General features: G+C 60.4%; 21 protein-coding genes. 4 read left to right on the plus strand and 17 right to left on the minus strand.

Going from position 1 to position 22,317, the window contains the following annotated elements; translation table 11 throughout:
* Positions 1 to 39 precede the first annotated feature (39 nt).
* The 15 genes from cobA to KHU30_RS24380 all read right to left on the minus strand — a co-directional run bounded on the left by cobA (position 40) and on the right by KHU30_RS24380 (position 16,138).
* Positions 40 to 813, minus strand: coding sequence for a uroporphyrinogen-III C-methyltransferase (gene cobA / locus KHU30_RS24310; protein ID WP_407928139.1), 774 nt, complete (start codon positions 811 to 813; stop codon positions 40 to 42).
* Between the two features lie 15 nt (positions 814 to 828).
* Positions 829 to 1,635: an ABC transporter ATP-binding protein gene (locus KHU30_RS24315; protein WP_211445174.1), complete on the minus strand. Its 807-nt coding sequence runs from the start codon at positions 1,633 to 1,635 to the stop codon at positions 829 to 831.
* Between the two features lie 20 nt (positions 1,636 to 1,655).
* On the minus strand, positions 1,656 to 2,432 hold the full coding sequence (gene ntrB / locus KHU30_RS24320) for a nitrate ABC transporter permease (RefSeq protein WP_407928143.1): 777 nt from the start codon (positions 2,430 to 2,432) through the stop codon (positions 1,656 to 1,658).
* A gap of 212 nt (positions 2,433 to 2,644) precedes the next feature.
* Positions 2,645 to 3,817, minus strand: a complete 1,173-nt coding sequence (locus KHU30_RS24325) for a CmpA/NrtA family ABC transporter substrate-binding protein (protein WP_211445176.1) — start codon at positions 3,815 to 3,817, stop codon at positions 2,645 to 2,647.
* Between the two features lie 437 nt (positions 3,818 to 4,254).
* Positions 4,255 to 4,875, minus strand: a complete 621-nt coding sequence (locus KHU30_RS24330) for an ANTAR domain-containing response regulator (protein WP_211445177.1) — start codon at positions 4,873 to 4,875, stop codon at positions 4,255 to 4,257.
* 144 nt (positions 4,876 to 5,019) lie between these two features.
* On the minus strand, positions 5,020 to 6,072 hold the full coding sequence (gene pyrC, locus KHU30_RS24335; RefSeq protein ID WP_407928140.1) for a dihydroorotase: 1,053 nt from the start codon (positions 6,070 to 6,072) through the stop codon (positions 5,020 to 5,022).
* Complete coding sequence (locus KHU30_RS24340; protein ID WP_211445178.1) at positions 6,059 to 6,817, minus strand: AAA family ATPase; 759 nt, start codon at positions 6,815 to 6,817, stop codon at positions 6,059 to 6,061. Before KHU30_RS24340 ends, pyrC begins: the two co-directional genes overlap by 14 nt.
* A gap of 149 nt (positions 6,818 to 6,966) precedes the next feature.
* Positions 6,967 to 7,692 (minus strand): amino acid ABC transporter ATP-binding protein, encoded by a 726-nt coding sequence (locus KHU30_RS24345; protein WP_211445179.1) that lies wholly within the window; start codon positions 7,690 to 7,692, stop codon positions 6,967 to 6,969.
* A gap of 72 nt (positions 7,693 to 7,764) precedes the next feature.
* Positions 7,765 to 8,460 (minus strand): amino acid ABC transporter permease, encoded by a 696-nt coding sequence (locus KHU30_RS24350; RefSeq protein WP_211445180.1) that lies wholly within the window; start codon positions 8,458 to 8,460, stop codon positions 7,765 to 7,767.
* Positions 8,461 to 8,462: 2 nt separating this feature from the next.
* On the minus strand, positions 8,463 to 9,215 hold the full coding sequence (locus KHU30_RS24355) for an amino acid ABC transporter permease (protein WP_211445181.1): 753 nt from the start codon (positions 9,213 to 9,215) through the stop codon (positions 8,463 to 8,465).
* A gap of 164 nt (positions 9,216 to 9,379) precedes the next feature.
* The gene (locus KHU30_RS24360; RefSeq protein ID WP_211445182.1) at positions 9,380 to 10,327 is read right to left on the minus strand and encodes an amino acid ABC transporter substrate-binding protein; all 948 of its coding nucleotides are present in this window, start codon (positions 10,325 to 10,327) and stop codon (positions 9,380 to 9,382) included.
* A 175-nt stretch (positions 10,328 to 10,502) separates the two neighbouring features.
* Positions 10,503 to 11,438, minus strand: coding sequence for an amino acid ABC transporter substrate-binding protein (locus tag KHU30_RS24365; RefSeq protein WP_211445183.1), 936 nt, complete (start codon positions 11,436 to 11,438; stop codon positions 10,503 to 10,505).
* 252 nt (positions 11,439 to 11,690) lie between these two features.
* The gene (locus KHU30_RS24370; protein WP_211445184.1) at positions 11,691 to 12,977 is read right to left on the minus strand and encodes a Glu/Leu/Phe/Val family dehydrogenase; all 1,287 of its coding nucleotides are present in this window, start codon (positions 12,975 to 12,977) and stop codon (positions 11,691 to 11,693) included.
* 207 nt (positions 12,978 to 13,184) lie between these two features.
* Positions 13,185 to 14,165, minus strand: a complete 981-nt coding sequence (locus KHU30_RS24375; RefSeq protein ID WP_211445185.1) for a LysR family transcriptional regulator — start codon at positions 14,163 to 14,165, stop codon at positions 13,185 to 13,187.
* Between the two features lie 83 nt (positions 14,166 to 14,248).
* Complete coding sequence (locus KHU30_RS24380; protein ID WP_211445186.1) at positions 14,249 to 16,138, minus strand: ABCB family ABC transporter ATP-binding protein/permease; 1,890 nt, start codon at positions 16,136 to 16,138, stop codon at positions 14,249 to 14,251.
* Between the two features lie 78 nt (positions 16,139 to 16,216).
* Here KHU30_RS24380 and KHU30_RS24385 point away from each other — a divergent pair, with 78 nt between their 5' ends.
* Positions 16,217 to 16,624, plus strand: a complete 408-nt coding sequence (locus KHU30_RS24385; protein WP_211445187.1) for an acyl-CoA thioesterase — start codon at positions 16,217 to 16,219, stop codon at positions 16,622 to 16,624.
* Here the strand turns inward: KHU30_RS24385 and KHU30_RS24390 are convergent, their stop codons facing one another.
* Positions 16,625 to 17,473 carry an IclR family transcriptional regulator gene (locus KHU30_RS24390; protein ID WP_211445188.1) on the minus strand — a complete coding sequence of 283 codons (849 nt, stop codon included), beginning with the start codon at positions 17,471 to 17,473 and terminating at the stop codon, positions 16,625 to 16,627.
* Between the two features lie 154 nt (positions 17,474 to 17,627).
* Between KHU30_RS24390 and KHU30_RS24395 the strand changes: the two genes are divergently transcribed.
* The 3 genes from KHU30_RS24395 to dgoD are packed head-to-tail and all read left to right on the plus strand — an operon-like array spanning position 17,628 to position 20,483.
* Positions 17,628 to 18,626: a 2-dehydro-3-deoxygalactonokinase gene (locus KHU30_RS24395; RefSeq protein ID WP_211445189.1), complete on the plus strand. Its 999-nt coding sequence runs from the start codon at positions 17,628 to 17,630 to the stop codon at positions 18,624 to 18,626.
* A 22-nt stretch (positions 18,627 to 18,648) separates the two neighbouring features.
* Positions 18,649 to 19,284, plus strand: coding sequence for a 2-dehydro-3-deoxy-6-phosphogalactonate aldolase (locus tag KHU30_RS24400; RefSeq protein WP_211445190.1), 636 nt, complete (start codon positions 18,649 to 18,651; stop codon positions 19,282 to 19,284).
* Positions 19,285 to 19,334: 50 nt separating this feature from the next.
* The gene (gene dgoD / locus KHU30_RS24405; protein ID WP_211445191.1) at positions 19,335 to 20,483 is read left to right on the plus strand and encodes a galactonate dehydratase; all 1,149 of its coding nucleotides are present in this window, start codon (positions 19,335 to 19,337) and stop codon (positions 20,481 to 20,483) included.
* 132 nt (positions 20,484 to 20,615) lie between these two features.
* Here the strand turns inward: dgoD and KHU30_RS24410 are convergent, their stop codons facing one another.
* Complete coding sequence (locus tag KHU30_RS24410) at positions 20,616 to 22,310, minus strand: long-chain fatty acid--CoA ligase (protein WP_211445192.1); 1,695 nt, start codon at positions 22,308 to 22,310, stop codon at positions 20,616 to 20,618.
* Positions 22,311 to 22,317: the final 7 nt, after the last annotated feature.

Genomic DNA, 22,317 nt, shown 5'->3' on the forward strand with positions numbered 1-22,317 from the left:
GCGCCCGGCCGCCCGCCAACGCTGCGGCAGACACGCGGCTCAAGCCAGCGCCTGCTGCATCTGGTCCAGCGCGATATCAGCAAAAGCATCGGCACAGCGCACTACTTCGCCGATGACAATGATGCTGGGGCTGCCAAGGCCGCTTTCCTGCAAGGCTTGCGGCAAGCGATCGAGGCTGGTCAGCAATTGCGATTGCCCGGGCAGCGTCGCCGACTGCACCACCGCCACCGGCATCGATGCAACCATGCCGGCATCCAGCAGCTGCCGCTGCAACTGGCGGCAGCGCGCTACACCCATATAGATCACCAGGGTCAGGCCGGACGCCACCAGCGCCGGCCAGTGCGGCTGCGCCGCCTCGTTCTTGCCGTGGCCGGTCACGAAAATCACGCCCTGGCTATGGTCGCGATGGGTCGGTGCGATGCCGATGCTGGCGGCAGCGGCCATGCCGCTGGTGATGCCAGGCACCACCTCTACCGCCACGCCAGCCTGGCGCAAATAGGCGCGCTCTTCGCCGCCGCGGCCGAACAGATAGGGATCGCCGCCTTTCAGTCGCACCACGCATTGGCCGCCGCGCGCTTCCAGCACCATCAGGCGCTGGATGAATTCTTGCGAAGTCGACTGGCAGCCGCCGCGCTTGCCGACATGGACGACGCGCGCGCCTTCCCGCGCATGCTGCAGGATCGCCGGATTGACCAGATCGTCCACCAGCAGCACGTCCGCCTGGGCAATCGCCTTGACGGCCTTCAGCGTCAGCAGGTCCGGATCGCCCGGCCCCGCCCCTACCAATATCACTTTGCCTGCCTGCATATTCATTCTCCCGGCCAGGCGTCAGGCCGCATGGGCGACCGCCTGCTTGCGATACAAAAATTCCAGCACCGAAGTGCGGTACTCGGAATACAGCGGGTCCTGCGCCAGCGCCAGCCGCTCGCGTGGCCGCGCCAGCCTGACCTGGACGATCTCGCCGATGGTGGCGGCCGGGCCGTTGGTCATCATCACGATGCGGTCCGACAGCAGCACCGCTTCGTCGACATCATGGGTCACCATCACCACCGTCGATCCGGTCTTGGCGACGATCTTCAGCAGCTCGTCCTGCAAGTGCGCACGCGTCAGCGCATCCAGCGCGCCGAAGGGTTCGTCCATCAGCAATACCTTGGGCTCCATCGCCAGCGCCCGCGCGATGCCGACGCGCTGCTTCATGCCGCCGGAAATTTCATGCGGCCGCTTCTGCCCGGCGGCGCTCAAGCCCACCAGCGCCAGCGCCGCCTTGGTGCGCTCCCTCATGGCGCTCTTGTTTTCCGTTGCTGAAAACACCCGCTCAACGCCGAGATAGATATTCTCGAAGCAGGTAAGCCAGGGCAGCAGCGAATGATTCTGGAACACCACCGCGCGCTCGGGCGACGGTCCGCCGATTTCGCGGCCGGCGCAAATCAGCACGCCATCGCTGGGCATCAGCAAGCCGGCGATCAGGTTCAGCAAGGTCGACTTGCCGCAGCCGGAATGGCCGATCAGGGTCACGAACTCGCCCTTGCGCACCGTCAGGCTGATATCGCGCAGCGCGTGGAACTGGCCTTTGCGGGTGCTGAACAGCATTTCAACCTGGTGGATGTCGATGAATTTGGCGTCGCGCTGTTCCATGTTTGGTCCTCGCTATCGAATTAACCGGCTACTTGTTCGTAGGTGAACGCTTTCGCCAGCGTCACCAGCAACTGCTCCAGCAGCAGGCCGACCACGCCGATCACCACGATCGCGATAATGATGTGCGGCACGTTGAGGTTGTTCCACTCGTCCCAGACCCAGAAGCCGATGCCGACGCCGCCGGTCAGCATCTCCGCCGCCACGATCACCAGCCAGGCAGTGCCTATCGCCAGCCGCACGCCGGTCAGCATGTAAGGCAGCACCGATGGAAACAGGATCTTGGTGATGATTTTCCATTCCGACAGGTTCAGCACGCGCGCCACATTCATGTAATCCTGCGGCACTCTTTGCACCCCGACCGCGGTGTTGATCACCATCGGCCAGATCGAGCAGATGAAGATCGCCCAGATCGCCGCGGGATTGGCCGACTTGAACACCAGCAGGCCGATCGGCAGCCAGGCCAGCGGCGACACTGGCTTCAGCAAGCTGATGATGGGGCCGAACATGCTGGAGAGGAAATTGAAACGGCCGATCATGAAACCCAGCGGGATGCCGGCCAGCGCCGCCAGTCCGAAACCGATGCCGACTCTTTGCAGCGAGGCCAGGATATTCCAGCCTATGCCCTGGTCGTTGGGGCTGGTGCGGTAGAACGGATCGGCGAACAGCTTGAGCGCTTCCTGCAAGGTCAGCAGCGGCGTCGGGAACTGGCTGTTGTGCATGGCGATGATCTGCCAGACCAGCGCCAGGAAGGCCAGCCCCAGCAGCGGCGCGACAATCTGCAGCAGCCACGGCTGCATGCTGCTGCGCCGGCTGCTGCTTTTCGGCGGCGGCCGGACAGCGTCGCCGCTTGCTGCGGCTGGCGCGCCAGCTTTGGCCGCGTCGGCCATTTCGGCGCCGTCACGCATGGTCGCCGCCTGACGATTTGCATTTACCGCTGTGTCCATGATTGCACTCATAATGGCCCTCCCAAAAAATGCGATCCCGATACATCCGGATGGCGCGCGCCATGTTATGCGCGGATCTTGAACGAGGCGGCATAGGCTTGGGGGTTCTTGCCATCCCACACCGTGCCATCCATCAGCTTCGAGGTTCGCAGCGCGTCCTTAGGCACCGGCGTCTTGGTCATGGCCGCGGCATCCTTGTACAGATCGATCTGGCTCACCGACCTGGCCACTGCCAGGTAGTCGGGATCCGTCTTCAGCAAACCCCAGCGCCGGTGCTGCGTCATGAACCACATGCCGTCCGACAGGTAGGGGAAATTGACGAGGCCGTCGTTGTAGAACTTCATGTAGTTCGGATCGTCCCAGGTCTTGCCCAGGCCGTTCTGGTAGCGCCCCATGATGCGCTGGTCGATCACGTCCTTGCTGGTGTTGACATAGGACTTGTCGGCAATCGCTTCCGCCATCTTGTTCTTGTTCGCAAGCGAGGCGTCGATCCACTTGCCGGCCTCCAGCACCGCGGCAATCAGGGCGCGGCAGGTGTTCGGATTCCTGGCGGCGAATTCGGCGGTGGTGCCGAGCACCTTTTCCGGATGGTCTTTCCAGATTTCCTGGGTGGTGATGGCGGTGATGCCGACGCCGTCGACTATCGCCCGGTGGCCCCATGGTTCGCCGACGCAGAAGCCATCCATATTGCCGACCCGCATATTGGCCACCATCTGCGGCGGCGGCACGGTAATCACCTTGGCGTCCTTGAGCGGATTGACGCCGTTGGCGGCCAGCCAGTAGTACAGCCACATGGCGTGGGTGCCGGTCGGGAAAGTCTGGGCAAAGGTGTATTCGCGCTTGTCGCTGGCCATCAGCTTCGCCAGCGAAGGACCGTCCACCGCCCCCTTGTCCGCCAGCTTCTTCGAGAGCGTGATGGCTTGGCCGTTGTTGTTGAGCCCCATCAGGATCGCCATGTCCTTCTTCTGGCCGCCGATGCCCATCTGCACGCCGTAGATCAAACCCGACAAGACATGTGCCGCATCGAGCTCGCCGTTGGCCAGCTTGTCGCGCACGCCGGCCCAGGAGGCTTCCTTGCTGAGGACGATCTTGATGCCGTATTTCTTATCGAAGCCGAGCAGCGACGCCATCACCACCGAGGCGCAATCCGTGAGCGGAATGAAGCCGATCTTGACTTCGGTTTTTTCCGGCTTGTCCGAGCCTGCTGCCCATGCACCGGTGCTAGATAATCCCAACATGCTGGCTCCTGCCGCGAGCGCGGCGGTTTGTAGTATTTGGCGGCGCTTGCCGTCGACAGCCAGGCTCAGGTCAAGATCATCTTGCGGCAGTGCTTTTGTTGATTCCATCGCATGGCTCCACTTTGTTTTCGGCAAACAAAAAGGCGTCGTTCCACAATGAACAAGTCATGTGGAAAGACACCTTTGTCTTATGTGGAAAAGACCGCCGTTAGCCGATTCCAGCAGCGCCGACGCCGGCGCCTGTTATTGACTATGCAAACCACGTGCCAGCAGTTGCAGGGAGAACAGCGCCAGGATCCCGGCGGCAAAGCGCACCCGTTTTGTGCATCGCACCAAAGAAGCTCACGATTTTCGGGCATTTCTGCCGGTGCCGGCTTGCGTCAATCGCAAGGCTCAGGCGAGATTCAGGCGAGATTCAGGCGAGGCCCAGGCGAGACTCAGCCCAGCAAATCGGCGGCATCGATGATCCGCTGCGCTACCTCGGATAACTTCAGGTTCTTGTCCATTGCCAGCCGGCGCAGCTTTTGATAAGCCTCCTGCTCGCTCAGCTTGTGATGTTCCATCAGCAAGCCTTTGGCGCGCTCCAGCACCTTGCGTTCCGCCAGCTTGAGCTTGGTGTCGGACAGTTCCGCCAGCAATTTCTGCTCCTGGCGGAAGCGCGCCAGGGCGACATCCAGCACGGGTTTGATGCGCGCCGGCTGCAACCCTGCCACGATGTAGGCAGAGACGCCGGCGGCCATGGCGGCATCCATGCTGGAGGTCTTGGCATCCTCGGTAAACAGCACGATCGGGCGGCGGGCGTCGCGGGTCGCCACCACCACATGCTCCAGCACGTCGCGCGCATCGGATTCGGCGTCGACGATGATCATGTCTGGTTGCAACTGAGCAATTCTTTCAGGGAGATAGAGGTCGGCGGGAAGCGAAGCGATGATGTTGTAGCCGGCCTCCAGCAAACCGATGCGCAGGTCCTTGCCGCGCGCAGCCTGGGCGGCAAACGCAGGATCGTCTTCGCCCTCGATGGCGACAGGATTGACCACAACGATACGTAGACTTTGCATGCTTGAAACCTTCGTCTGCGGACGACTCATTGAGCTTCGGTTAGACCGGATGGGATAGCGTTTTATCCACCGCTGCCATGCAAGCATGCAAAAATCGCACCATGCCGATGCGAACGGCCGCCGCGCGCCGGCGGCCGGATGACTTTATGCCAACTGCCAGTCTATGGTTTCACCGCCGTTCAGCGGCACCAGCGTGGTATCGCCCAGCGGCAGTTCGGCCGGCAGGGTCCATGGCTGGCGCTTCAGGGTCACGCTGCCCTGGTTGCGCGGCAGGTTGTAGAACGCCGGGCCGTTGAAGCTGGCGAATGCTTCGAGCCGATCCAGCGCCCCGGCCTGGTCAAACGCCTGTGCATACAGCTCCATCGCATGCAGCGCGGTATAGCAGCCGGCACAGCCGCAAGCGTGTTCCTTCAGGCCCTTGGGATGCGGCGCCGAATCGGTGCCGAGGAAGAAACGGCTGCTGCCGGACGTGGCCGCGCGCACCAGGGCCTGGCGATGCTCTTCCCGCTTCAGCACGGGCAGGCAATAGTAGTGCGGACGGATCCCGCCTTTGAAGATTTCGTTGCGGTTGTACAGCAGGTGGTGCGCGGTGACCGTGGCGGCGACCGGACCTTCGGCGCTCTCGACGTACTGGGCGGCTTCCTTGGTGGTGATGTGCTCGAACACCACTTTCAATTCCGGCATGTCTCGCCGCAGCGGCTGCATCACGCGCTCGATGAAGACGGCTTCGCGGTCGAAGATATCGATGGCCGGATCGGTTACTTCGCCGTGCACCAGAAAAGGCATGCCCAGCTCTTGCATCACTTCCAGCGTCTTGTAGCACTTGCTGAGATCGGTCACGCCGGCATCGGAGTTGGTGGTGGCGCCGGCCGGATACAGCTTGACCGCGTGCACGAAGCCGCTGTCCTTGGCGCGGCGGATTTCGTCGGGCGGCGTGTTGTTGGTCAGATACAGCGTCATCAAAGGCTCGAACGTCAGTTCGGGCGGCAGCACGGCGAGGATGCGCTCGCGGTAGGCCGCGGCTTGCGCAGTGGTGGTGACCGGCGGCTTCAGGTTGGGCATCACGATGGCGCGGCCGAACTGGCGCGCGCTATGCGGCAGCACGCTGGCCAGCGCTACGCCGTCGCGCAGGTGCAAATGCCAGTCGTCGGGACGGGTGATGGTCAGTGTTTTGGTCAAGGCATCAGTCATCTTCATTCTCTTCTGCAAAAAGTCGTTCCAGCATGGCTGCCGGATTGTTCAGGAAATGGCGTGTGGTCGTATAGTGTTCAGTGTCTTCGTAGCGGGTTTCGCTGAGCCCGCTCTGGTCCAGCAGGTAAATCCTGGCGTGCGGATAGGCCAGCAAAATCGGCGAGTGGGTGGCGATAATGAACTGGCAGCGATCTTGCGCCAGTTTGTGGATGATCGCCAGCGCTGTCAGCTGCCGGTTGGGCGACAGCGCCGCTTCCGGTTCGTCCAGCATGTAGAAGCCATCCGGCTGGAACTTGTTCTGCAGCAGCGCCAGGAAGGATTCGCCATGCGATTGCCGGTGCAGCCCTTTGTCGCCATAGGAATGGTGGACCCGCCCAGCGCCCTCCTCCAGTTCCTCTTCGTAGGTGGCGAGATTGAAAAAGCTCTCGGCGCGCAGGAAATAGCCGTTGCGCGGCCGCTTGAAACTCTTCACGGTGCGCAGGTAGCTGTACAGCTCGGAGTGTGCATCGGCGGTCGAGAAGCGCGCATTCATGGTGCCGCCCTCGGCATTGAAACCCCAGGCGATCGCCATCGCTTCCAGCAAGGTCGATTTGCCCGCGCCGTTTTCGCCGACCAGAAAGGTCACTTCAGGATGAAACTCGATCTGCTCCAGCTCCCGTACGGCAGGAATGCTGAAAGGATAGGCATCGTAGTCAATCGCCTTGTCGGGATTGAGTTTCAGGCTGCGCAGATAAGGTTTGATGGAGAGCATGGTGTGGCGACGGCTTCAATGAGCGTCATTTTACCGCAGCCGCGGCGGCCAGCCTGAATCGCAGCCGCGGCCGGCACCGGCGGGCGCCATGAAAAAAGCCGCTCGGGCATGCACCGGAGCGGCTTCTTGTCCTGCCGGCAATCCTGCGATCAGTGGATGATCTTGGCCAGGAAGTCACGCGCGCGGTCGGAACGCGGCGCGCCGAAGAACTCTTCCTTGCGGCAGTCTTCCACCACCAGGCCCTTGTCCATGAACACCACGCGGTTGGCGACCTTCTTGGCGAAACCCATTTCATGGGTCACCACCATCATGGTCATGCCTTCCTGCGCCAGACCTACCATCACGTCCAGCACTTCGTTGATCATTTCCGGATCGAGCGCCGAAGTCGGCTCGTCGAACAGCATGGCGATCGGGTCCATCGACAAGGCGCGGGCAATCGCCACACGTTGCTGCTGGCCGCCGGACAGCTGGCCTGGGAACTTGTCTTTCTGTGCGATCAGGCCGACGCGGTCGAGGTATTTCAAGCCTTTCTCGTTCGCTTCATCCTGGCTGCGGCCGAGCACCTTGACCTGGCCGATGGTCAGGTTTTCGCGGATCGACATGTGCGGGAACAGTTCGAAGTTCTGGAACACCATGCCGATGCGCGCGCGCAGTTTCGACAGGTTGGTCTTCGGATCGCCGACCGACACGCCGTCGACCATGATCTCGCCCTTCTGGAACGGCTCAAGGCCGTTGACGGTCTTGATCAGCGTCGATTTGCCGGAACCCGACGGTCCGCACACGACGACCACGTCGCCCTTGGCCACTTGCGTGGTGCAATCGGTCAGGACTTGAAATTGACCGTACCATTTGCTGACGTTGTTAAGCTTAATCATGAGTATTTCTCCTAATTCCTGAATTCTATTGTGCAACTGGCGGCAGCCCTGCTCAGGGCATGCCGCCGTCCATTATCGAATAATCGCAACCCTGTGCTGCAGCTGCTTGACCAGCGACGACAAACCGAAGCTCATCACGAAGTACACCACGGCGACAAACATGTACATTTCCACCAGACGGCCGTCGCGCTGCGCGATCTTCGAAGCAACGGTAACGAAGTCCGGCACCGAGCCCAGCACGTAGACCAGCGACACGTCCTGGAACAGCACGATGGTTTGCGTCAGCAGGATCGGGATCATGTTGCGGAACGCTTGCGGCAGCACCACATTGCCCATCATCTGCCAGTAGTTCATGCCGAGCGCATAGCCGGCGGAAATCTGGCCGCGTGGAATCGACTGGATTCCGGAACGCATGATTTCGCAGTAATAAGCGGCTTCAAACAAGATGAAGGTAATCAGCGCCGATGAAAAGGCCCCAACCTGCACCGGCTGCTGCGCACCGATGATCCAGGCGCCGATATACGGCACCAGGAAGTAGAACCAGAAAATCACCAGCACCAGCGGCACCGAGCGGATCAGGTTGACATAGCTGGTGGCGATCAGCGAGATGGCCTTGTTGTGCGACAGGCGCATCATCGCCAGCACAGTGCCGAACAGGATGCCGCCTATCATCGCTACCAATGTCAGCGTCAGCGTGAACTTCATGCCGGTGGTGAACAGGTAGAACCAGGAACGCTGGATGACGTCAAAATCGAAATTTGAAAACATGATTAATGGCCTCCTGTGTTAGCACTGCCAGAGGCAATAAATCCTGGAATCGCAATGGCTCTTTCAAGCCAGCGCGCCAGCAACAAGGCAATACCCGAGATGATCACGTAAATCACCGTGGCGCCGGTCAGGGCTTCGAAAGTCTGGAAAGTAAATTCGCGCATTGAGTAGGTCGCGGCGGTCAGTTCCACCAGGCCGATGGTCAATGCGACCGAGCTGTTCTTGATGATCGCTGCAAATTCGTTGGTCAGGGACGGGATGATGATCCGGAACGACATCGGCAGCAATACGTAGCGGTATGTTTGTGGCAACGTCAAGCCAAGTGCAGTACCCGCCAGCTTTTGGCCACGGGGCAGTGCATTGATGCCAGCGGAAACCTGTACGGCAATCCGCGACGACGTAAAGAAACCCAGCGCCAGGAAGGCGGTGATGAACGAAGCATTCGGCAAGCTCTTGAGCCAGCCGCCAATGCTCGCAGGTACTATCTCCGGCATGACGAAATACCAGAGGAACATCTGAACGATTAATGGAATGTTACGAAATAATTCGACATAGCCGTTGGCCAGGCGTACTGCCCACTTGTTCGGCATGGTGCGAATCGTACCGATCACCGTACCGATGACCAGCGCCATGATCCAGGCTGAAATAGACAACGCAAGCGTCCATTTCAGGCCGGTCAGCAAGGTGTCCATGTAAGTGCTGACACCGTCGGGAGACTCTTGCCAGAAGATACCCCAGTTCCAGTTGTAATGCATATTAAGTCCCCTCTCACTCTCTAACTTACTGCTGCGGCATAAAACTACCCGAATGCGCCGGACCTGCCGCTGTCCGGCGCACGAATTGTGCATCGCAGCAAATCGATTCCAGAAACAAAATGGGAGGCTTGCGCCTCCCCCTTCATTTCTTTAGATCGCCAATCTTATTTTTTCTTCAACGATTGTTTTTGCGCTTCAGGCACGGCAGCGTAGGCAGCCGGATCGCCGGAATCGGTCGGATGAGCAAATGCTGCCTTCAATTGCGGGCTCATCGGCACGTTCAGGTTGACGCCCTTAGGTGGAATCGGCTTCAGGAACCATTTTGCGTAGATGTCGTTAACCTGGCCCGATTTGTACAGGTTGGTCAACGCAGTGTCGACTGCCAGCTTGAATGCCGGGTCGTCTTTACGCTCGATGATGCCGTATGGCTCAACCGACAGCGCTTCGGTGGTGATTGCATAGTCGTTAGGCGCTCTCGAGCTGGCAGCCAGCGAGGCCAGCAGGATGTCGTCCATCACGAACGCAGCTGCACGGCCGGTTTCAACCATCAGGAACGCTTCAGCGTGGTCCTTGGCAGCCAGGATGTTCATGCCGAGGTTGCGCTCGCCATTGAGAATCGTGACTTGCTTCAGGTTCGAGGTGCCGGAAGTGGAAACGATGGTCTTGCCCTTGAGGTCGTCCAGCTTCGTGATGTTGGAGGACTTCTTGGCCAGGATGCGGTTCGCAGTCACGTACATGGTCGGCGCAAAGGACACAACCTTTTGACGCTCGGCATTGTTGGTGGCGGAATCGCAGGACAGGTCGATGGTGCCGTTGGAGATCAGCGGAATACGGGTCGCCGATGTCACCGGAACCATCTTCACGTTGAGCGCTGTCATGCCTAGCTGCTTTTGAATGGCAGTAGCGGCTTTCAGGCACAGGTCGATCGAATAGCCTTGATACGATTGTTTGTCATCAAGGTAAGAGAAAGGGATAGAAGAATCGCGCACACCCAGGGTGATGGTGCCGGTGTCCTTGATTTTTTTGAGTGTTCCGGTCAGTTCTTGCGCTTGCACGGAGCCAACCAGCACTCCCAGGCCAACCAAAGCGACGACCAATTTCGATGACATCATAACAACTCCCGTTAAAGATTATCTGTATAGTTTAACAAACTCACTGCTCGCACAGCGGACTTATACCCATGCATATTTTTTATTTTTACAGCTCTCCTCCAAAAATACTGGTCTCCCCAACCTGTATGAATTTTCAACTACGGCCAATTTTATTCTTGGTATGACCTTGCTACCGTCAATTTCCTACATGATCCGATGGAAAGCGCAATGACTCTCTGAAAAGATAGCTCATAGGCATGTTTAGCGTAAGATTATTTTTTGCCGGTATCGCGCTCAGGAACCACTTTGTATACAGCTTCTGGATTTCGCCATCGTGGATGATGCGGCCCATTTCGCGGTCCACCAGGCCTTTGTAGGCCGGGTCGCCCTTCGGCAGCATGATAGCGTACGGCTCAGTTGTCAAAGGATCACCGACCACCGCATACGCTGCCGGATCCTTGGCCGTGGCCTTCAAGCCGTACAGCAGCACGTCGTCCATCACGAAAGCGTCGGCCGCCTTGTCTTCCACCATCTTGAACGACTCGTTGTGATCGCGCCCTTCCAGCACCGTCATGTTCAGCGCACGAACCTGGCCGCGGTCATCCAGCGACTTGACGCTGGTGGTGCCCTTGGTCGTCACCACTTTCTTGTTGCGCAGGTCCGGCCAGTTCTTGATGGTGTCGCTGGTCCGCACGATCATGCGCGTGGATGCCATGAAATGCGCAATGGTGAAGTCGACCCGCTTGCGCCGTTCCGCATTGTTGGTGGTCGATCCGCACTCCAGGTCCACCTTGCCGCCGGCAATTAAGTCAAGCCGGTTGGAGGAAGTCACCGGCACATAGGCGATATTCAATTGCGGCAATTTCAATTGTTGCTTTACGGCATCTGCAATTTTCAGACACAAGTCGATCGTATAGCCCACCGGCTTCTTGTCCTGGTCCAGAAAGGAAAAAGGAAAAGATGCCTCTCTGTACCCGATCGTGATGGTCTTGCTGTCGCGGATCCTTGCCAGCGCGTCTTCCGCCTGCGCCGCAGCCGCGCTCAAACCCAGGCTCAGCGCCAGCGCCACGCTTAAGCTGGTTGTCCGGCGCCATGCGGCCGTACCATTCTTGTTGATTTCCCTGATTGCCACGCTGTTCTCCTGTTGATATTTGCTAATGATGTCGAATTATTTTTCGGTCCGGAATGTGCATAACATGCAATATTCAAGCCAGCTATTCGCTTATCCATCGCGATTGTTTTTCATCGCTTCCAGATGGACAAACGCCCCGGATTCTACCGGGGCCAGATAGTACACGCGCAAGCGGCGATTTGGGTCGCCAATTGCGCGTGCGCAAAACATTTCGACTATAGCTCAACTTCGCGCTGTATCAATTCGATCCAATCAAGGATACAAACCGCGCATTTCGCGCGCCTGCAATACCCGGGTACAAGCAACGATGAACGCCGCGGTACGCAGGGAGACCTTTTTCTCTTCGGCCAGTTGCCACACCGCAGTGAACGCTTCGCGCATGATGCGGGTGAGGCGCAGATTGATTTCATCTTCGGTCCAGAAGAAGCTGGAGAAATCCTGCACCCATTCGAAATAGCTGACGGTCACGCCGCCGGCGTTGGCGATGACGTCAGGCACCACCAGCACGCCTTTTTCATGCAGGATGTCGTCCGCTGCCGGGCTGGTCGGACCGTTCGCGCCTTCCAGGATGATCTTGGCGCGGATCTTGCCGGCGTTCTCGACAGTGATCTGCTGTTCCAGCGCCGCAGGCACCAAAATATCGCAATCCACCCCCCAAAACTGCGCACGGTCGCTGATTTCTTCGCCGCCGCTGAAGCCGGCCACGCTGCCGGTTTTCTGCACGTGGGCCTGCAATGCCGCCACGTCCAGGCCGCTGGAGCGCGTCACGGTGGAGATATGGTCCTGCACCGCCACCACTTTGGCGCCGGCGTCCGAGAACAGGCGCGCCGCGATGCTGCCGACGTTACCGAAACCCTGCACCGCAACCTTGGCGCCATGGATATCCAGGCCGCGCTTGACCGCCGCTTCGCAACCCACCACGAACACGCCGCGGCCGGTGGCTTCGCGCCGTCCCAGGCTGCCGCCCAGCGAGATCGGCTTGCCGGTCACCACGCCCGAAGCAGTGCTGCCCTGGTTCATGGAATAGGTATCCATCATCCACGCCATGATCTGTTCGTTGGTGTTGACGTCCGGCGCCGGAATGTCCTTGTTAGGGCCGATGATGATGCCGATTTCGCTGGTGTAGCGCCGTGTCATGCGCTGCAGCTCGCCTTGCGACAGCGTCTTCGGGTCAACCCGGATGCCGCCCTTGGCGCCGCCGTACGGCACGTTGACCGCCGCGTTCTTGACCGTCATCCAGGCCGACAGCGCCATCACTTCAGACAGTGTCACGTCCTGGTGGAAACGGACGCCGCCCTTGCCCGGGCCGCGCGAAGTATTGTGCTGAACGCGGTAACCTTCGAAGTGAGCAATGGTGCCATCGTCGCGTTCGATAGGAACGTCGACGATCAGCATGCGCTTCGGACGCTTCATGGTCTCGACCCAGCGGGCCAGGTTGCCAAGGTAAGGTGTAACGCGATCGATTTGTTCGAGATAATCGCCCCATGGGCCGATGCCATGTTGCGTGAGATAAGATGGGACTTCGTGCTTGATAGTCATGCTTTTGCGCGCTCCAGGAAGTGGCAGACCGGCTCCCATATGAAAGACTGCAGCGGGAGCAAAATCGATCTAGTGCCGCATCGTAGGACAACGTCACAGGGCATTGCCAATGCTTTGTGCGCATGTAACTATGCAAATTTTGCATTGATATCAAAAGAACAATTTGTGTGCCGGAGATATGGTTTTTGCCGACGCACCGGCGGGCAATCAGCGCTGGCTGGAAATGGCGGGAATGGCAGTCTTGCGCTTGGCGCCCTTGGCTGCCAGTTCCTGCTGTTGCAGCAGATAAGCCCACAATCTGGCGACCACCGGCTTGCCCGGTCTTTGTATGGTCGGCCGTTCGCGATACAGGCGGATTTCCATGGTCGCCTCCCATTCCGGCGCCGCCTGGTCGACGCTGGCAAGCTGCTTCAGCTTGACCTCGCGGGTCACGGCGGACTCCGGCAGGAAGGCCACGCCATGCCCTTCCAGCGCCATCATTTTCAAGCCTTCCGCCATATCGGTTTCATAGCGCTTTTCAAGATACAGCGGCTTCTTGGCGTCGGCCAGGATCAGTTCCACCATGCGCCCCAGATAGGCATTGCTGGTGTACGACAGGAAGGGCAAAGGCGCGCTGGCGCTGCCCGGGAAGCGATAGTCAGGCTCGCCGGCCTTGTTGCAATGGGCGTAGGCGCGCAGCACTTCGCTGCCGAGCGTGATCAGATCGTAGCGGCCGGTATCGAGCTGCACCGGCTGGCGCGGATGGTGGTAGCACAGCAGCAGATCGCAGCCGCCGTCGACCATCGCCATCACCGCATCGTGCACGTTCAGGGCCAGCAAGCGCGTATTGAGCGGACCGAAACCGTCTTCCAGCACCCGGATCCAGCGCGGCACATAGGTCAGCGAGAGTGTATGGGGCACTGCGAAATCGACCGTGCTCAAGGCCGTCGGCCGCTTGCCGCGCATCAGCGCGCGGGCGTTGTTGATCTGGCCGAGCATCTCCAGCGCCTGCTCGTAAAAGACTTCGCCGGCTGCGGTCAGCCGTGTCGGATAGGAAGTGCGGTCGATCAGATCGGCGCCCAGCCACGCCTCCAGCGACTGGATGCGGCGTGAAAACGCCGGTTGCGTCACGTGACGCAATTCTGCCGAACGGCTGAAACTATGGGTTTCCGCCAACGAAATGAAGTCTTCTAGCCATTTGCTTTCCATGCCGCTATCGTAACGCGAGTCTGGAATCTCGGCACAGGAAATTGGCGCGCGGCGCGCCGACAATCTCTGCCGGCGTTGTGCCGTTACACCATCCGGATTACATTTTCAGCGTAACCGTCAGCGTCGGCCAATGGCGGCGATGCGCTCCCTATTTCCTCCGGATGCGCCTGCTGGCGCAGCCACATTTGCGCATAGGCGCCGTCCGCCGCCAGCAACTGGACATGCGTGCCGCGTTCGACGATGCGGCCGTGATCGAGCACCAGGATCTGCTCGGCGTCGGCAATCGTCGACAAGCGATGAGCGATCACCAGCGTGGTGCGGTCCCTGGCGATTTCCTTCAGCTGCGCCTGGATCGCCTGCTCGGATTTCGAATCCAGCGCCGACGTCGCCTCGTCGAAAATCAGCACGGCGGGATTCTTCAGCAAGGTGCGGGCGATGGCGACGCGCTGCTTTTCGCCGCCGGACAATTTCAGGCCGCGCTCGCCGACCATCGAGTCATAGCCGTCCGGCAGCGACTCGATGAAATCGTGAATATGCGCGGCCTTGGCGACCGCCACGATTTCCGCCTTGCTGGCGCCCGGTTTGCCATAGGCGATGTTGTATTCGATGCTGTCGTTGAACAGCACCGTATCCTGAGGCACGATGCCGATCGCCTGGCGCAGCGAAGCTTGCGTGATGTCGCGCAGGTCCTGGCCGTCGATGGTGATGCGGCCGCCATTGATATCGTAGAAGCGGAACAGCAGGCGCGACAGGGTCGACTTGCCGGAACCGCTGTGGCCGACCACTGCGGTGGTGGTGCCGGCAGCGATCGTGAAGTCGACGTCGAACAGGATCTGGCGCTTGCTTTCGTAGCTGAAATCCACATGCGAAAAACGCACCTGCGCGCCGCCGGTCAGCAGCGGACGCGCCCCATCCGCATCGGCGATTTCGCGGTTCTCGTCCAGCAGGTGGAACAGCCGCTCCATGTCCGCCAGGCTCTGCTTGATTTCCCGATAGATCACACCGAGGAAATTCAAGGGAATGTACAGCTGGATCATGAAGGAATTGACCAGCACCAGGTCGCCCAGGGTCATCTTGCCGTCGATTACGCCTTGCGTCGCCCGCCACAAGATCAGGGTGACCGCGGTGGCGATGATCAGCGATTGTCCGGTGTTCAGAAGCGACAGGGAAGTCTGCGATTTCACCGCGGCGGTTTCGTAACGCATCAAGCCATCGTCATAGCGCCTGGCCTCATACTCTTCATTGCCGAAGTACTTGACGGTTTCGTAGTTGATCAGCGAATCGATGGCCTTGGTGTTGGCGCTCGAATCGAGCGTATTCATGGTGCGCCGGAAGTGGGTGCGCCATTCCGTCACCGTCACCGTAAAGGAGATATAGCTGACCAGCGCCACCACCGTGATGCCAGCGAACCAGATGTCGTAATGCAGCACCAGGTAGCCCAGCACCAGCGAGATCTCGATCAGGGTCGGCAGGATGCTGAACAAGGCGTAGGACACCAGCGAGGAAATGCCGCGTGTGCCGCGTTCGATGTCGCGCGTCATGCCGCCGGTCTGGCGGTTCAAATGGAAACGCAATGACAGCGAATGCAAATGGCGGAACACCTGCAGGGCAATGGTGCGCACGGCGCGCTGGGTGACGCGGGCGAACACGAATTCGCGCAGCTCGGTGAACAAGGTAGTGCTCAGACGCAGCAAGCCGTAGGCCGCCAGTATTCCCAGCGGCAGCACCAGCATCGCCTGCGGATGGCTGGCGGTGATGGTCATGCTGTCGATCAGTTTTTTCAAGACCAGCGGCACGCCGACATTGGCCAGCTTGGCGCCGAGCATGAACAGCAGCGCCAGCGACACCCGCCACTTGTAAGTCCAGAGATAGGGCAGCAAAGTCTTGAGCGTGGCCCAGTCGCTGCGCTTGGGCTGGGCGCCGTTGTTCACGGCGGCAGCGGCGTCTGGCTGTGGGGCAGAATGGTGGCGCATTGGGTGACAATCTTAAAGAATGGTTTAAGCTACAGAAATAAATAACTAATCAATTGTAGCTCTCGGGGAAAATAAAAGATGGCTGATCAAAACGACAATCAATTACCGCCAGACACCATGCCGCAACTGCGCGTGATGCCGATGCCGGCCGACGCCAACGTCCACGGCGACGTCTTCGGCGGCTGGATCATGGCACAGGTCGACATTGCCGGCTCGCTGCCGGCCACGCGCCGCGCCAACGGCCGCGTCGCCACCATTGCCGTGAATTCCTTCCTGTTCAAGCAGCCGGTATTCGTCGGCGACCTGCTGTCGTTCTACGCCAGCATCGTCAAGGTCGGCAATACCTCGATCACGGTCAATGTCGAAGTCTATGCGGAACGCAACCGTCTGCAGACCGAAATCGTCAAGGTGACGGAAGCCACGCTGACCTATGTCGCCACCGACGACCAGCGCAAGCCGCGCAAGCTGCCGGCGCTGACACCCTGATCAGCCCAGGCTGCTGCCGATCATTTCCGGATTGGCGCCGAGTTCGCCGGAGATGCCGGCAGCGGCGGCCTGCACCACCGGGATCAACGACTGCATCCGTTCCAGCGGCATGTAAGGCAGCGTGCTGGAAACGCTGATGGCGGCAACGATGGCGTGGCTGGCGTCGTAGATCGGCGCCGCCACGCAGCGTATCGACGGCTCGTTGTCTTCCAGGTCGAAGGCATAGCCGCCCTCGACATAAGCACGCATCTGGTCGCGAAACTCAGTCCAGCTGCGCTTGGGCAGCAGGCGCGAAGTATCGACGCTGGTGGCCGAGCTGCGCTTCTCATATAGATTTTTCCACTCGCCCTCGCTCATTCCCAGCATCAGCGCCTTGCCGACGCCGGTGGTAGCGATAGGCATGCGGTGTCCCACGCGCGAGCGCATCTCCAAACCCTTCTTGCCGGGAATCTTGTCCAGGTAAAGCACGTCGTCGCCATCCTGCAAGGCCAGGTGAATGGTGTCGCCGGATTGTTCCGCCAGCTGTTCCAGATAAGGCCGCGCCGCCACGCTGAGAGAGACTTCCTCGCGCGCCTGGAATCCCAGTTCAATCAGCTTGGGCCCCAGCACATAACCGATGCCGGGCGTAAAACGCAGATAACGCTCCTGCGCCAGGCAGCTGGCCAGGCGATGGGTAGTGCTGCGGGTCGTGCCCAGCAACTGCGAGATGTCTTTCAGATCGCGCGCGCCGCCAGCCACCGCCTGCAGCACGGCCAGGCCGCGCGTCAGGGTCTGGGTGCCGGTCGGCATCGCGGCGATCTCGTCGCCTGCATTTTTCATCGGCGCTATCAAGTCCGGCGATTTTCGCATCACTCCATCCTTCAAACAATTTAATCCCATATATTGGGATAGCATATCATATATTGACAAGGCATTGCTGCCGGAATAAAGTACGCAACACTAGATTGTTACACCCGTACGCAACCGGCAGCAAAGCAAACCATTTCGGAATCCGCCCAAGCCAATGAATCCAGCACCGCATCAAACGCGCTTAATCGCCCTCGACTGGGGCACGTCGTCGCTGCGCGCTTATCGCCTCGGCGCTGAGGGCCAGCGGCTGGAACTGCGTGCCTTGCCATGGGGCGTAATGCAATTGCCGGATGCCGGCGATGGAGAAAATGCCGGCTTCGAAGCGGCTTTTGAGCAGGCTTGCGGCGACTGGCTGCAAGCAGCGCCAGGCACGCCGGTGATTGCGGCAGGCATGGTCGGCAGCCGCCAGGGCTGGTGCGAGGCGCCCTACCTGGAAGTGCCGCTCGCCGTCGGCCAGATCGGCGGCAGCCTGGCCAGCCTGCGCAACCGCCATGGCCAGCTGATCCATATCGTGCCTGGCCTGATGGAAAACTCGCAGCTGCCCAACGTCATGCGCGGCGAAGAAACCCAGGTGGTTGGCGTACTTTCACTGCATGCGCAGCAAGGCCAAGCGGCAGACATCCTGATCGGCCTGCCCGGCACCCATTCCAAATGGGTGCAGATCCGGCATGCGGAAACACAGAACGAAGTCCGGCATTTCGATACCTTCATGACCGGCGAAGTCTATGCGGCGCTATGCGGACACACCATTCTCGGCCGCGGCATGGTTGCCGGCGACAACGACACGGGCGACGCCCAGCGCAGCTTTGAACGCGGGCTGCAGGTGGCGCAAACCGCGGCCGGACAAGCTGGTGTATTGTCGACCATATTCAGTACCCGCACCCTGGGACTGACCGGCGTGCTGGACGGCACCGGCCAGCGCGAATACCTGTCGGGACTGCTGATCGGCCATGAGATCGCCGCCTTGCGCGGCATGCTGCAGGCACAGCAGCGGCTGCCGGCGCAGGTCATGCTGGTCGGCGAAGCCGGCTTGTGCGAGCGCTATGCGCAGGCGTTGCGCGCCTATGGCTTCGGCAAGATCGAGGTGGCGCAGCAAGCCACCGAACGCGGACTGTGGCAACTGGCGCTCAGCGCCGGATTGCTGCATACCTGACTGAGGCATCGGAGAAAACATCATGCTAAAAAGCGCAATGAAACAATGCGGGCTGATCGCCATCCTGCGCGGCGTCAAGCCGCATGAAGCGGCGGCGATCGGGCTCAAGCTGTACGAGGCCGGCTTCAGGATCATCGAAGTCCCGCTCAATTCGCCCGAGCCCTACGACAGCATCCGCACGTTGCGCAGCGCCCTGCCGGCGGACTGCATGGTGGGCGCCGGCACCGTCCTGAGCACCGACCAGGTGGCGGCGGTGAAGCGCGCCGGCGGTGAAATCATTGTCATGCCGCATAGCGATCCGCTGGTGATCGCCGCCGCCAAGCAGGCCGGCCTGGCTTGCGCGCCGGGCGTCGCCACGGTGACCGAAGCGTTTGCCGCGCTGGCGGCCGGCGCCGACGTCTTGAAGATGTTCCCGGCCGAGCAGCTGGGAGCGCATGTCGTCAAGGCATGGCGCGCGGTGATCCCGCGCGAGATCGCCTTGCTGCCAGTGGGCGGCGTCACGCCCGAGAACCTGGCGACCTTCATCGATGCCGGCGCCTCCGGCTTCGGCCTGGGATCGGCTTTGTACAAGCCTGGCCTGAGCGCCGAACAGGTGGGCCAGCATGCCAACAAGTTTGTCGCCGCATGGTGCGCGGCACAAGAACAAAACAGCAGATAGTCGACCGGGCGCGCGGCTGAGCCGCGGCCTGTAACCAGGAGAACGGATTAATGAAGATCACCAAACTGACCACTTACATCGTACCGCCGCGTTGGTGTTTTCTGAAGATAGAAACCGACGAAGGCGTGGTCGGATGGGGCGAGCCGGTGGTGGAAGGACGCGCGCACAGCGTGGTAGCGGCCGTCGAAGAACTGGCGGACTACCTGATCGGCAAGGATCCGCGCCATATCGAAGACCACTGGACCGTGCTGTACCGCGGCGGCTTTTATCGCGGCGGCGCCATCCACATGAGCGCACTGGCCGGCATCGACCAGGCGCTGTGGGACATCAAGGGCAAGGCGCTCGGCGTCTCGGTGAGCCAGCTGCTGGGCGGCCCGGTGCGCGACAGCATCCGCGTCTATTCATGGATAGGCGGCGACCGCCCAGCCGATACCGCGGCGGCAGCCAGGGATGCGGTAGCGCGCGGCTTTACCGCGGTGAAGATGAACGGCACCGAAGAACTGCAGTTCGTTGATTCCTATGAAAAGGTCGAAGCCACTTTGGCCAATGTCGCCGCGGTGCGCGAAGCAGTCGGCCCGCACATCGGCATCGGCGTCGATTTCCATGGCCGCGTGCACAAGCCGATGGCAAAGATCCTGATCAAGGAACTGGATCCCTACAAGCTGATGTTCATCGAAGAACCCGTGCTGAGCGAAAACTACGAAGCGCTGAAGGAGCTGGCGCCCCTGACCAGCACGCCGATCGCGCTGGGAGAACGGCTGTATTCGCGCTGGGACTTCAAGCGCATCCTGAGCGAAGGCTATGTCGACATCATCCAGCCGGATGTCTCGCACGCAGGCGGCATCACCGAGACGCGCAAGATCGCCACCATGGCGGAAGCCTACGACGTCGCCGTGGCGCTGCACTGCCCGCTCGGCCCGATCGCGCTGGCGGCTTGCCTGCAGGTCGATGCGGTGTCGTACAACGCCTTCATCCAGGAACAGAGCCTGGGCATCCACTATAACCAGAGCAACGATTTGCTCGACTATGTGACGCAGCCGGACGTATTCGCCTATGACAAGGGCTATGTCACCATCCCGCAAGGGCCTGGACTGGGCATCGAGATCAATGAAGAGTATGTCAAGGAGCGCGCCGCCATCGGCCATCGCTGGCGCAATCCGATCTGGCGCCACAAGGACGGCAGCTTTGCCGAGTGGTAGCAGCTGCATGCAGCCGTAAGGAACAGGCCGTCTCCATGGCCCTGAAAAACAAACCCCGGATCCGCTTGTAGCAGATCCGGGGTATTTACTACGTCACGGCGGCATCCGGCAAGATGCTGCTGTTTTCAACCATCAGGCAGCCTGCTTTTGCTCCGCGGGCTTTTCGTCGCGCAATTCGCGGCGCAGGATTTTGCCGACATTGGTCTTCGGCAGATCGGTGCGGAACTCGATGTACTTCGGACGCTTGTAGCCAGTCAGCTGCTCGCGGCAGTAAGCCATCAATTGCTCGGCCGTCAGCGACGGATCCTTGCGCACCACGAAAATCTTCACGACTTCGCCTGCATGCTCGTCGGGCACGCCGACGCAGGCGCATTCCAGCACGCCGGGATGCTGCACCACTACGCCTTCGACTTCGTTCGGATAGACATTGAAGCCGGAGACCAGGATCATGTCTTTCTTGCGGTCGACGATCTTGGTGTAGCCGCGCTCATCCATGACGCCGATATCGCCCGACTTGAAGAAACCGTCAGCGGTCATGACTTTGGCGGTTTCATCGTCGCGGTTCCAGTAGCCGCGCATCACTTGCGGGCCGCGGATCGCGATTTCGCCGGGCTGTCCCAGCGGCACCGGCTGGCCGGCGTCGTCCAGGATGGCGATCTCGGTCGATGGCAGCGGCAAGCCGATGGTGCCGCTGTACTCGGTGATCGTGCAAGGATTGGCGCTGGCGATCGGCGAGGTTTCGGACAAGCCGTAGCCTTCGATGATCGGACAGCCGGTGACTTCCTTCCATTTGTCGGCAACCGCCTTTTGCACCGCCATGCCGCCGCCGACGCAGACCCGGTAGCCGGAGAAGTCCAGCTTGGCGAAATCAGGGTGGTGCAGCAGCGCGTTGTACAAGGTATTCACGGCCGGGAAAGTATTGATCTGGTACTTCGACATTTCCTTGATCAGGCCGGCGATGTCGCGCGGATTCGGGATCAGCAGGTTCAAGGCGCCTTCGCGCATGCCCAGCAAGCCGCACACCGTCAGCGCAAAGATGTGATACAGCGGCAAGGCGCAGACGAACGCCAGCTGTTCGACTTTCGGTCCGCTGGCCAGGCCGGGCGACAGCCAGGCTTCAGCCTGCAGCACGTTGGCCACCACGTTGCGGTGGGTCAGGGTTGCGCCTTTGGAGACGCCGGTAGTGCCACCGGTATATTGCAGGAAGGCGACATCTTCCGGCCCCAGCGTGACTGCCTTCAACTGCGTCGCCGCGCCTTGCGACAGCACGCTGTTGAACGGCGTCGAGCCAGGCAAGGAAAAACTCGGCACCATCTTCTTGACATGGCGCACCACCAGGTTCACCAGCAAGCCCTTGACGCCCATCAGATCGCCCATGCTGGCCACAACGACATGCTTGACCTTGGTCCGAGCAACCACTTGCTGCAATGTCGTGGCGAAATTCTCGAGGATGAAAATGGCTTCGGCGCCGGAATCGTTGAGCTGGTGCTCCAGTTCGCGCGGGGTGTACAGCGGATTGACGTTGACCACGGTATAGCCGGCGCGCAGGATGGCTGCAATCGCCACCGGATATTGCAGCACGTTAGGCATCATGATGGCCACGCGCGCGCCCTTTTGCAGACCCTTGCCTTGCAGCCAGGCGCCGACCTTGCGGGACATCTGGTCGACCTCGGCGTAGGTCAGGTATTTGCCCATGCAGGCATAGGCATTGCGTGCCGCGTACTTTTGAAACGCTTCTTCCAGCAATTGCACCAGCGACTGGTACTGCGTGTAATCGACCTCAGTGGCCACGCCTTCAGGATACGATTTGAGCCAAAATTTATCCATGTTCTGC

It is taken from the genome of Collimonas humicola (assembly GCF_018304945.1).
Classification (GTDB): Bacteria; Pseudomonadota; Gammaproteobacteria; order Burkholderiales; family Burkholderiaceae_D; genus Collimonas; species Collimonas humicola.